We start from the raw sequence: 11,673 nt of genomic DNA on the forward strand, positions 1-11,673 counted from the left end.
CTCGCAGGCGTGGACCGACCGCTACCTTGGGCCGGTGACCCAGCGCAGCGTCCCGGTCGACGCGTACATCATCGGTGGGGGCCCGGGCGGCCTGGCCACCGCCGCGGCGCTGAAGGCCCGCGGGCTCCACGGCGTCGTCCTCGAGCGGGCCGACCGCATCGGCTCCTCGTGGCGCGGCCACTACGACCGCCTGCACCTGCACACCCCACGCGAGCTCTCGGGCCTGCCCGGCCTGCCGATCCCCAAGGAGATGGGCCGCTGGGTCTCGCGCGACGACGTGGTGCGCTACCTCGAGCTGTATGCCGCCCACCACCGCCTCGACGTGCGCCTCGGCGCCGAGGTCAGCCGCCTCGACCGCTCCCCCGACGCCACCTCGTGGACCGTCACCCTCGCGGACGGCAGCACGCTCACCGCGCCCTACGTCGTCGTGGCGACCGGCTTCAACCACACCCCGCACACGCCGGACGTGCCGGGACTCGATGACTACACCGGCACCGTCGTGCTGGCGCGCGACTACCGCAACGGGGCGGCCCACACCGGCAAGGACGTGCTCGTCGTCGGCACGGGCAACACGGGCACCGAGCTCGCCGTCGACCTTGCCGAGCACGGCGCCGCGCGCGTGCGCCTGGCCGTCCGCACCGCGCCGCACATCCTGCGCCGCAACACCGGGCCGTATGCCGCGCAGTACACCGGCATCGCCGTGCGGCACCTGCCCACCGCCCTCGTCGACCGCGTCGCGCCGATCGTCGAGCGGATCCAGACGCCGGACCTGTCGGAGCACGGGATGCCCCGTCCCGACACCGGGCTGCTGACCCGGGTCGAGCAGGACAACGCGATCCCGGTGCAGGACGTCGGCATCATCGACGCCATCCGCACCGGCACGGTCGAGCCCGTCGCAGCCCTGGGCGCCTTCGACGGCGACGCCGTCCTGCTGGCGGACGGCACGCGCCTGCAGCCGGACCTCGTCGTGCTCGCGACCGGCTACAGCCAGGGCCTCGAACCGCTTCTCGGGCACCTCGGCGTCCTCGACGACCGCGGCAGGCCGTGCGAGCGCGGCGGCCGCAGCCCCCGAGGCGCACCGGGACTGTGGTTCACGGGCTTCACGAACCCCATCTCGGGCATGCTGCGCGAGCTGTCGATCGACGCCCGCAAGATCGCCCTGTCGATGGCCCTGCGCAAGCGCCGCGAGATCAAGGCCCGCCGCGCCGCCGCCTAGCACCGCCCGTCCGGGCGCCCGGAACCTCAGGGTCGGTGCTGACCACCCAGGCTGAGGAACGCCGCCGCGACGTCGTCGGTCTCCGCGACCGCTCGTGCCAGCGCCTCGTCGCTCGGCAGTCCGGAAGCCAGGAGCCCGTGGTGCCGCGTCATCGTCGCCGCGGCGACGTCGTCCGGGACCGGGGCCACCGCCGCGACCACCGAACGTGCGCCGAGCGAGAGCAGCGACAGAGCGAGGCCGAGCGACTCGTGCCCCGGGCGGGCCGAGGCCAGACCGACGTCGCAGGCCGAGAGCACCACGTGGTCCGCGCGCACTCCCGTCGGTTGCAGCTCGTGAGCGAACACCGGTCCGTCGTGCAGCACGAGCGAGGAGAAGAGCGGCGACTCCACCTGGTGGGTGCCGTGCGCGGCGACGTGGACGACGCCGGGACGCGCGAGAGCGTCGACCAGCAGGTCACGGCGCGATGGCTCGGCGAGCGCCCCACGGCCGCCCCACGTGCCGAGCACCGATCGGCCCTCGCTCAGACCACGCGGCACTCCCGGACCCACGCTCACGTGCAGGTCAGGCATGCCGGGAGCGTCGGAGACCTCGGCGTCCCGCGCACCGAGCCGGCTCCCGGCACGCCCCCGACGCGCGTACGAGGTCAGCGAGAGCGCCACCGTGAAGGGCCGCCCCGCCATCGACGGCAGCACCGCCCACGGCAGGGCCGAGACCTCGGGGCAGGTGACCGCGACGAGCCCGCGGTCGGAGCGCCACGGCCGCACCAGGGCCTCGTCGAGCTCGCGGGCGCTCGCCCGGAGCGAGGACCAGACGGCTCCCGCGAGCGGACCGAGGTGGTGCGTGGCAGCGGCGCGCAGGTCTACGCGTACGCGTTGGGCGAGCTCGGCGGCCCGCTCGACGGGCATCAGGTCGCGCATCGACGCCCGGCCACCCACGATCCCCACCGCGCACAGCCTGCCCCGGTGCCGGAAGAACCACAGCAGGTCACGGTCGACCCGGACCAAGTGCTCGCGGGCCTCGCGCAGCCGCACCGGAACGGCCCGCGTGGAGTCGTCACTGCGGCTGAGCGCCCAGTCCCGGGCGCGGATCCGACGCTCGAGCCGGCCGGCCTGCTCGTTCAGCTCCCGCACCTGCTGAGGATCGCTCTCCCCACGCAGCTGCCCGCGAACGGCGCGCAGCTGCTCGGTCAGCACGGCGAGCTGCTCGTCCGCCGGGCGCCCGAGCGACGGCAGGCGGTCGGTGGCGCTGCGCCAGCGTTCGAGCGCCTCCAGCACGGCGCCGCTGCCGAGGGGGACGGCGAGCTCGAGGTCGAGCTCGGCGAGCCGAGCCCCGTGGATGGCCCGCGCCGTGCGCAGGTCGAGGCTCGCGCTGCCCTGCTGCCCCGCCGCCAGACGGCGGGACGCTCGCGAGAGGAGGCCGCGGGCGGCGCGCCGGTCACCCGTGGCCACAAGGCTCATCGCCTGGACCACCGCCGAGTCCAGCTCGTCGGCCAGGGACCCGTTCGCGGTCTGCTCGAGCTGCGACAACCGGGCCTGCGCCGCGGCCGGGTCACCGGCGAGCAGCAGCGCCTGCGCCGCCACGACCCGCGCGTTGTCGGCCAGCTCCGCGTCGCCCAGCCCGGTCGCCGTCTGCGTGAGCTCGTCGGCCGTCGCCGCCGCGGCGAGCGCCGTGACTCTGCCGGCCGGGTCCGCATCCTCCCGGGGCGCCCGCCGCTGCCGGTCGAGCTCGGCGAGCAACCCCACGAGCGTCGCCTTCGCCGTCCACGCGGTCGCGCCGAGTCGGGCGTAGGTGTCCCGGGCCGACGCCGCGGCCCTGGCAGCGAGGTCCACGTGCCCGAGCAGCCGGTGCGCGCGAGCCAGCGCCAGCTCGAACTCGGCCCGCATCTGGTCGTGGCCGTCGCGGTCGAGCTCGGCCAGCCCGGCCTCGAGCGCCTCGATCGCCTCGCCGGCCAGCCCCGCCTCGAGCAGCACCTGGGCCCGGTCCAGGCGGGCCGGCCCGAGGAAGACGTCGGCGTCGAGCTCCTCCGCGCGAGCCATGCCCGCCAGGGACCGCGGGAGGTCACCGAGGAGGTAGGCCGCATACCCCTCGTTGTGCCGCGCCATGAACTCCTGCTCCGCGCGGCCGAGCTCGTGGGCGAGGCGGGCCGCCTCGGCGAAGGACTCGAGGGCCTCCCGCGGGCGCAGGAGCTCGAAGGCGAGCATCCCGCGGCTCAGGTGCACCGAGCACTGCTCGTGCTCGGAGAAGGCGTCGAGACGGCGCACGGCGCCCTCGAGGCCGTCCCAGGCCGAGGCGAGGTCGCCGACCCGGCCGTGGATGTTGGCGCGCTGGTAGTCCAGTCGGGCCCGGAGCACGTCGTCGTCCAGCTCCACGACGAGCTGCTCGGCCTGCGCCAGCCGGGCCACCGCGCTGTCGACGCCCTCGAGCATGAGCTCGGTCAGCGCCAGGGTCACCAGGGTGCGGCAGCGCAGCTCCAGGTGCTCGCGCGACGGTGCGTCACCCGCCGTGCGGTCGATCTCCTCGAGGGCAGCCGCCAGCGTCCGCGCGGCCTCCACGGGTCGCCCGGCGACGTTCTCCGCAGCCCCTTGCTCCCGCAGGGCGCGTGCGCTCTCGAGCAGGTCGATGGTGGGCTGCCGCCCTTTCGGTCGGGCGCGGTCACCCTCCCGCTGAGCAGGGCCTGCCTCAGATCTGGATCGTGGGTGTGATGACCGGTCGCAGGTCGTCGTCGTCGGGGTCGGTCACGACGAAGTGCACCGGCCCGTGGGGTAGATCATCCAGAACGAAACGCCCGTTCGTATCGGAAACGGCCGAGATGCTCCCCTCGATGGTCATCGCCTCGACCCGCGCGCCCGGCATCGTCACCCAGCCGTCGACGCGTACGCGGTCGTCTGACGTGTCCGTGGACGTCGGCGAGGCCGAGACCATGAGGCTGAGCGAGGCGGCCGTGAAGGTCACCGACTCGGTCCGGGTCGGCTCGACCGCCGCGTCGGTCCCGCGCGTCGCGAGCAGCGCCGTGTCCATCAGCTCGGCGACCTCGGCGTGCAGGGCGTGCACCGTCAGGGCGAACTTCACGCGCTCGGCGAGGCCCCCGGGCACCGGGTCCGCGTGGGCAAACAGCTCGCGCACGTGGGCGAGGTTGGCCTCGTCGCGCAGGTCGATGGCGTCAGTGTGAGAAGTCATGGTCAGACCGCCCATCCGGGATCGGAGCCGAGGGTGGTCCTCAGCTTCTGGAGGCAACGGCCACGGGTCGGGCCGATGCTGCCGACCGGCATCCCGAGCGACTCCGCGATGGCGGCGTAGTCCGGGCGGTCGGCGAACGCGATGACGCGGATCAGCTCCCGGCACCGCGGGGACAGCCCCGTGACGTGCTTCCACAGCACGCGCTGGCGCTCGGAGAGGATGGAGAGCGTCTCGGGATCGAGCTGCTGGTCGGGCGCCTCGGGAACCTCCTCGACGCCGACCTCGCGGCGCGAGCCCCGAGCCAGGCGCCAGACCTCGCGCTTGACGACGACGACGAGCCAGCCGAGCACGGCCGCCGGCTCCTGGATCGACTCGGCGCGGTCGACGAGCTGCAAAAAGGCCGTCTGGACGGCGTCCTCGCACGCGGCCGCCGTGCCGCCCTGGGAGCGAGCCGCGTTCCAGAGCACCGGGGTGACGAGGTCGACGAGCTCGGAGAGCCGCTCGCGGTCGCCGTCACGGTAGGCGGCGAACGCGCGGCCGGCGCGGGTCCCGATCCCGTCGGGGGCGGTGGGTCTCGAGGTCATGGCTTGTCCTTGTCCGTGCAGCAGTGGAGGGCGGTGATCGAGCGGCCGCACATGGCTGCGGGGCGCACGTCCTTGAGGCCGCCCTGCTCGACGAGCGAGGCGGCGAGCTCGGCGGCGAAGACGGGGGTCGAGAAGGAGGTGCCGCTCCAGACCCCGAAGCCGCCGGTGTAGTCGTCGGGATCGACGGTGCAGCGCACGAACGTGTCGCCGGGGATGCGCGACGACGGCTGGCCCATCCCGTCGGTGAGCGGCAGGGTGCTGACCAGGGAGACGCCCGGTCGGATCGCCGTGATGACGGTGAGCGGGTTGCTGAAGAGCGCGACCGTCGTGCCGTCGGGGTTGCCGGCTCCGACACTGGAGACGGGCGGGACCTGCGGCAGCTTCGGCCCGGGCAGAGGGGTCGCCAGCGACGCCGGTACGAACGGCGAGCTGGTGCCGTCGTTGCCGGCGCCGGCCACGACGGTCACACCCGCAGCCGTGAAGCGGCCCAGCATGAGGGCGACGGGGCCGCTGGTGAAGGAGCTGTCCTCGGCGTAGTAGCCCATCGACAGCGACAGGATGTCGACGACGTCCGCCTTGCGACCGCCGCGCTTCTGGCCCCGCTCGTGACGCTCCAGCAGGGCCTCGAGCACGTCGAGCAGGTGGCTCTCGTCGACGACGCCGTCGTCGTCCATGACAGGGATCGACAGGACCGTCGCCTCGGGGCAGCCCTGCCGCAGCAGCCCCGCGATGAACGTCGCGTGGCCCTGCAGCAGGCCCACGGGCTCAGCGGGCGCCGGAGTGGGTGCTGGTGTGGGCGTTGGTGTGGGTGCCGGTGTCGCTGCCTGCGGGTTCGCCGAAGCCGCGCTCGGCGAGGTCACCGGAGGGTCGTCCGGCACGAGCCGCCCGTTCTCGTAGCGCAGCCGGACGAGGCGCTCGGGGTCGCGGAACCACGGGTGGTCGGCGACGGGGGTGTCGAGGAGCGCGACGACCGGGCTGCGGTCCACCTTGCGGGCGCGCAGGGCCGGGTCGGGCAGCGCCAGGCTGACCGGCATACGGCCGCCGCGGCCGGGCACGGCGTACTCCTGCAGCGCGGACCCACCGATGCCACCCCAGTAGCCGATGCCACCCCAGTAGCCCCCGATCCCGCCCCAGTAGCCTCCGATCCCGCCCCAGTAGCCTCCGATGCCGCCCCAGTAGCCGTCGGCGGGGCGCAGGACGTGCTCGAGGCTGAGGCTCTCGGCGACCGGGTCGCCGGCCTCGCGCAGCTGCTGCAGCACCTCCCACGCGTCGACCGGCTGGATGGCGCGGCGCGGGACCAGCGTGATGCTCCTGCCCCAGCCACCGGGGGCGAGCTCACGCGGCCCACCGGGGCGCGGGGTGTCCTCGTAGTCGAGTCCGAGCCGGTCGAGCGCCGCGCCGAGTCCCGCGAGCCCGCGGGTGGGACCGGGGTCGTTGCGCACGAGGAGCCGGTTGGACACGTAGAGCGCCGGGAGCGGTGCGCGCCCGTCGGTCAGGCGTGTCGCCGTCGCCGGGTCGAGCGCGCGCAGCGGTGGACGCTCGGGCCGGGCCTGGCCGCCCGCTGCGTCGCCGCCTGCACCCCGAGGGGCGCCTGGACCGGAATCCGACATCGACAACCTCCTGTGCGGCGACGGTGATGGAAGGACCCTTCCACCCGACTGAGAGGCCGGAGGCCGTTTCCTGATACATCCGCCTTCCCGAACTTTCTCCCGTCGGGATGTATCAGCAGCCGTGGCCGCTGCTCTGGACGGCGGGGGAACGGTCATCGAGCTGTTGCAGGGCACCGTGGAGGGGCGGTGGGCTCGATGGCCTGCAGGACTCGGGACCGCTGTGGGGGCGGTCCCGGGCGTGGGGCGCCGGGCCGGGCAGCACCGGCGCCCCCTCCCTCCCCACCGACGTCGCCGGCTTGCGCCGGAAATCTGGACGAAGCGGATGATTCGGGCGTGTGCCGTCGCGCGAGTCGGGCTCGTCCGCCCGCTGCCGCCAGCGCATACTGGAAGCACGTGCGCGGACACCAGGGACCGTCACGAGCTCAGGGGGCAGCAGGATGCAGGGCACGGCAGGGGTGAGGGGCCGCATCGGCCGACGAAGAGGTGTCGCCGTCGCGGCGACGGCGCTGGCCGCGGGGCTCGCGCTCTCCGCGTGCGGGCCGCTCACGCTCGAGCAGACGGCCGCCGCTCGCCCGACGCCGGCGTTCGGCACCCCGACTGTCACGGACGCGCCGACCGAGCCCGTCGTCGAGGCCGCGACCGACTCCGTGGAGGAGCCGCTGCCCACGGTGACGGCCGACCCGCTGAGCCCGTCGCGGCCGACGCCGGCCACGACGACCCCGGCCGCTTCCGTCACGCCGGTGGCGCCGGCTGCCGTGCCTGCGGCGGCCACCCCGACGAGCGCGCCGACCACGACGGCGCCGCCGACCACCGCCACCCAGCCGCCACCGCCCACCGGAGGCCCCGGCACGGTGGAGGGCTCGTGCGCTCGGACGCTGCCGGCATACCCCGTGCTCGAGCCGGGCGCCCGCGGCACGGCCGTGCGCGCCCTGCAGTGCTTCCTCGACGACGCCGACTTCGGGCCGGTCACCGTCGACGGCGTCTACGGCCCCGAGACGCTGGCAGCGGTCCGCCGGGTGGAAGCGGCCCTCGACGGCCCGCCGCCGCACCCCGGCCGCGTCGACGCCGGCCGCTGGGTGATGCTCATCTCCCGGTCGCTCGGCGACGTCAGTCTCAAGGCGGGCTCGACGGGCCCCGACGTCGTGACGCTCCAGCGTGCCCTGCGCGCGGCAGGTGCCACCGTGTCGGTCGACGGCCGCTTCGGCTCCCAGACCAAGAAGGCGGTCGAGCGGCTCCAGGACGCCAACCGCGTCGGCGCCGACGGCGTCGTCAGGGACGAGACGCTCTTCCTGCTCAAGATGGGCGCCACCATCGGCTGACGAGCCGGCTCAGGCCCGCAGGTCGTCCAGCCACGCCCTGGCCCGGTCGAAGTCCTCGTCGGTGGTGCCCGGTCGGGTGCCGGGCCGCCCACCGTCGGCCCGCGGGTAGGAGCCGAGGAAGCGCACCTCGGCGCACACGCGCCGCAGCCCCATCAGCGTCTCGCCCACGCGCGCGTCGAGCAGGTGGCCCTCGAAGTCGATCGAGAAGCAGTACGACCCCATCGCCTCGCCCGTGGGCCGCGACTCGAGGCGGGTCATGTTGACCCCGCGCACCGCGAACTGCTCGAGCAGCTCCAGCAGGCCTCCCGCGTGGTCATCGCGCTGGAAGAGCACCACCGTGGTCTTGTCCGCGCCCGTGGGGGCCGGCAACGTGCCGGGCCCCGCGACGAGCACGAAGCGGGTCACCGCAGAGCTGTTGTCGCCGATGTCCTCGGCCAGCACCTCCAGCCCCTCGTTGCGTGCCGCGACGGGCGCACAGACCCCGGCGTCGAACATCACCTCGCCGGCCTGACCGAGGGCCGCTGCGCTCGCGGCCGTCGACAGCGTCGGCACGTAGACCGCGTCCGGCAGGTGCCGCCCCATCCAGCCGCGCACCTGCGCCCACGCGTGCGAGTGCGTGCCGACCGTGCGGATCCGGTCGAGCGTCACACCCGCGCGCGCACACAGCACGAAGGTGATCGGCACCAGCACCTCGCCGATGACCACGAGCGGCTCACCCGTCGCGAGCGCGTCGAGCGTGGCGGAGACCCCGCCCTCCACGGAGTTCTCGATCGGCACCATGGCGGCGTCGATGTCACCGCTGCGCAGCGCCGTCAGCGCCGCGTCGACCGATCCGAAGGGCACGTGCTCACGCCCCTCGGCGGCGTCCCAGGCGTCGAGTGCCATCTGCGTGAAGGTGCCGCGTGGGCCGAGGTAGCCGAAGCGGTGCAGCTGCTCCGGGGTGCGCGGCGGGGTCACGAGGCGTCCTTCGTCCGGGCGGGCACGCGACCCTTCTCGTCCTTCGTCGCCGAGGACAGCGCCTGCTGCTCCTCGGGCGTCAGGGTGATGCTCGACCGGCCCCCGACGACGCCCTTGGCATAGGTCCGCGACTCGCCCCGCGCGTGGATCGAGCTGAGGACGATGCCGTCGCCCAGGTCGTCGACGATGGCCGCCGAGAACGACAGGCGTCCGCCCATGTCGCCGAACGCGTCGTAGCGCACCACCGCGACGTTGCGCAGGCTCTGGCGCACGTCCTCCTCGGCGCTCGCCACGTGCTCGCGCAGCCGGGAGACCTCGGCGGTGATGCGGTCGATGCGCTGGTTCTGGCCGGCGGCGACGCGCGCGATGTCGGTCGTGCCGTCACCGCCGAGCGCGGCGAAGTCGCGGCGCACCTGCGCCAGCCGCCGCTGCGACCCGATCGCCAGGACCAGGGCCGCGAGCGCGACGACGACGGCCGCGATGGCGAGCGTCGTCAGCGTCGGGGCGTCCACGATCGGCAAGGGTAGCCGCGCGGACGGCTCGCAGCCCCCTCGTACCAGTCCCTGACCGGGACGGCCGCGGACAGGACCGGTTTGTAGGGTGTCCTGCGTGATCCGCCGCCACCCCGTCAAGACGCTCGTCGTCCTGCTCCTGGTGATGGCGGCGGCACTGACCCTCGCCTACGTCAAGCGCACGACCGTCCCGGTGCCGCCCACCACCGCGCCGCAGCCCGGCGAGTCGCTCGTGGTCGTCGGCCTCGGCGGCCTGTCGTGGGACGACGTGTCGGCCAAGGAGACCCCCACCCTGTGGGGGCTGCTGCGCGACGGCGCGGCCGCGTCGGTCTCGGTCAAGACGCTGCCGCTGACCACCTGTCCCACCGACGGCTGGGCGACGGTCTCGGCCGGAGAGGCGGCCGGACCGGCCACCAGCGAGACGCGCCCCCGGTGCGCCCCGCTCCCGACCGTCACGGGCGATGCCACGACCGGCTTCCGCGTGGCCGGCTTCGACGCGCTGGCCAAGGCCTCGCGCGAGGACGAGTTCCGGGCCCAGCTCGGGCTGCTCGGCGACAGCTTCGCCGCCGACAAGACGTGCATCCAGGCCATCGGACCCGGCGGCGGGCTCGCGGCCGCCACCTCCGACGGCAAGGTCGCGCGCTACAGCCCCTTCCAGGCCACCACCCTCGTCTCCGACCTCGCCCAGTGCCCCGTCAGCATCGTCGACGTCGGCAGCATCGACACCACCGACCCGAACCCGACCCGGCACCGCGAGCTCGTCGACGGCCTCGAGCGCCGGATCGAGCTCGTCATGGACGCCATGCCCAGCGGCGCCGACCTGCTCGTGGCCGGCCTCGCCGACCGCGACCAGCAGGAGCGTCTGCGGCTGCTCGCAGCCAGTGGACCCCACTACGGCCCCGGGCTGCTGGCCTCCGCCTCCACCCGCCTGACCGGTGTCGCGCAGCTGTCGGACATCACCGCCACGATCCTCCAGCGCGGCGGCGTGCACCCGAAGACGGAGATCGGCGGACGGGCCCTCAGCATCGTGCCCTCGGCCAACAACAGCGAGGACACGGCCGCCAGCAAGCTGACCGTGCTCACCGACATCGACACCAAGGCCGACGCCATGCACCGCATCGTCGCGCCGTTCCTGACGATCTGGCTCGCCGGCACCCTCCTGGTCATGGTCGTGCTGTGGGTGACCATCCGCCGCTCGCGACCCTGGAACCGCCGGCTCACGCGCGCCCGCGTGCTGCGCATGACCCGGCTCACGGGACTGCTGTCGGCGGCGATGCCGGCCGCGACGTTCCTGGCCAACCTCGTGCCGTGGTGGCGCGCCTCCACCAACACCGTGGCGCTCGTGACGATGCTCCTCGTCCTCGTGCTCGTCATCAGCGGCGTGCTGACCCTCGTCTGCCTCAAGGGCCCGTGGAGCAGCTCCTCGCTCGGGCCCCTCGCAGCGATGTCGGCGATCACCGCAGGGGTCATCGGCATCGACCTGCTGACCGGGTCGCACCTGCAGATCTCCTCGATCTTCGGCCTCCAGCCGCTCGTCGGCGGCCGCTTCTACGGGATGGGCAACGTCGCCTTCGCGCTGTATGCCGCCGCCGTCCTGCTGCTGTGCGCGGCCCTCGCGCACGCGTTGATGCGGCGCGGTGCCCCCCGGCTCGCGGCCTGCGCCGCCGTGCTCGTCGGCGGCTGCGCCCTCGCCGTGGACGTGCTGCCCGCGTGGGGCGCCGACTTCGGTGGCCCGATCGCGCTGGTGCCCGCGCTGGGGTTCCTGCTCATGGGGGTCCTCGGCTGGAGCACGTCGGTGCGCAACATCGCAATCGTGCTCGTCCTGGCCGGACTCGTCGTCGGCCTCGTCTCCTACCTCGACTGGCGCCGCCCGGAGGCCGAGCGCTCGCACCCCGGCCGCTTCCTGCAGACCGTCCTCGACGGCGGCGCCTGGGACGTCCTCTCGCGCAAGCTGGTCGCCAACGTCGACCTCGCCGTGGCCATGCCCTGGCTGCTGGTGCTCGTCGTCGCGCTCATGGTCTTCGTCGTGCTCGTCGTGCTGCGCCCCGGCATCCTGGGCACCGAGCCGCTGCGGCGCCTGCTCGAGGAGGCGCCGATCCTGCGCCGTGGCCTGTTGTCGATCATCGTCATGGCCGTCATCGGCTTCCTCACCAACGACTCGGGTGCGGCCATCCCGCCGGTCGCCGCGATCTTCACCGCGCCGCTCGTCGCGTCGGCGGTCATGCACTTCCTGTCGATCGAGGCGCGCAAGGCGCCGGTCCGCCGACGCCGCGACCGCCACCACCTCTGAGTTCTCTG

General features: G+C 74.2%; 9 protein-coding genes. 3 read left to right on the forward strand and 6 right to left on the reverse strand.

The genetic code is table 11. From position 1 onward, the window contains the following. Positions 1-34 precede the first annotated feature (34 nt). Positions 35-1,216, forward strand: a complete 1,182-nt coding sequence (locus AB0316_RS00120) for an NAD(P)/FAD-dependent oxidoreductase (protein ID WP_366269421.1) — start codon at positions 35-37, stop codon at positions 1,214-1,216. Positions 1,217-1,242: 26 nt separating this feature from the next. On the opposite strand, the gene AB0316_RS00125 is transcribed toward AB0316_RS00120, so the two are convergent. The 4 genes from AB0316_RS00125 to AB0316_RS00140 form a co-directional block, all read right to left on the reverse strand. Next, positions 1,243-3,768, reverse strand: a complete 2,526-nt coding sequence (locus AB0316_RS00125; protein ID WP_366269423.1) for a CHAT domain-containing protein — start codon at positions 3,766-3,768, stop codon at positions 1,243-1,245. A gap of 127 nt (positions 3,769-3,895) precedes the next feature. Next, positions 3,896-4,393, reverse strand: coding sequence for a hypothetical protein (locus AB0316_RS00130; RefSeq protein ID WP_366269425.1), 498 nt, complete (start codon positions 4,391-4,393; stop codon positions 3,896-3,898). A gap of 2 nt (positions 4,394-4,395) precedes the next feature. Further along, the gene (locus AB0316_RS00135) at positions 4,396-4,977 is read right to left on the reverse strand and encodes a sigma-70 family RNA polymerase sigma factor (protein ID WP_366269426.1); all 582 of its coding nucleotides are present in this window, start codon (positions 4,975-4,977) and stop codon (positions 4,396-4,398) included. Next, complete coding sequence (locus tag AB0316_RS00140; protein WP_366269428.1) at positions 4,974-6,587, reverse strand: S8/S53 family peptidase; 1,614 nt, start codon at positions 6,585-6,587, stop codon at positions 4,974-4,976. Before AB0316_RS00140 ends, AB0316_RS00135 begins: the two co-directional genes overlap by 4 nt. Positions 6,588-7,024: 437 nt before the next feature. Between AB0316_RS00140 and AB0316_RS00145 the strand changes: the two genes are divergently transcribed. After that, positions 7,025-7,906 (forward strand): peptidoglycan-binding protein, encoded by an 882-nt coding sequence (locus AB0316_RS00145; RefSeq protein WP_366269430.1) that lies wholly within the window; start codon positions 7,025-7,027, stop codon positions 7,904-7,906. 9 nt (positions 7,907-7,915) lie between these two features. On the opposite strand, the gene pheA is transcribed toward AB0316_RS00145, so the two are convergent. Together pheA and AB0316_RS00155 are read right to left on the reverse strand one after the other, a co-directional pair. Then, a complete protein-coding gene (gene pheA, locus AB0316_RS00150) occupies positions 7,916-8,863 on the reverse strand; it encodes a prephenate dehydratase (RefSeq protein WP_366269431.1) in 948 nt (315 codons plus the stop codon). Beyond that, positions 8,860-9,375 carry a DUF4446 family protein gene (locus AB0316_RS00155; protein WP_366269433.1) on the reverse strand — a complete coding sequence of 172 codons (516 nt, stop codon included), beginning with the start codon at positions 9,373-9,375 and terminating at the stop codon, positions 8,860-8,862. The genes pheA and AB0316_RS00155 overlap by 4 nt, the downstream gene beginning before the upstream one ends. A 97-nt stretch (positions 9,376-9,472) precedes the next feature. Between AB0316_RS00155 and AB0316_RS00160 the strand changes: the two genes are divergently transcribed. Then, positions 9,473-11,665 carry a hypothetical protein gene (locus AB0316_RS00160; RefSeq protein ID WP_366269434.1) on the forward strand — a complete coding sequence of 731 codons (2,193 nt, stop codon included), beginning with the start codon at positions 9,473-9,475 and terminating at the stop codon, positions 11,663-11,665. Positions 11,666-11,673: the final 8 nt, after the last annotated feature.

The sequence above is a fragment of the Terrabacter sp. NPDC080008 genome (assembly GCF_040702505.1).
In the GTDB taxonomy this organism is placed as follows: domain Bacteria; phylum Actinomycetota; class Actinomycetes; order Actinomycetales; family Dermatophilaceae; genus Terrabacter.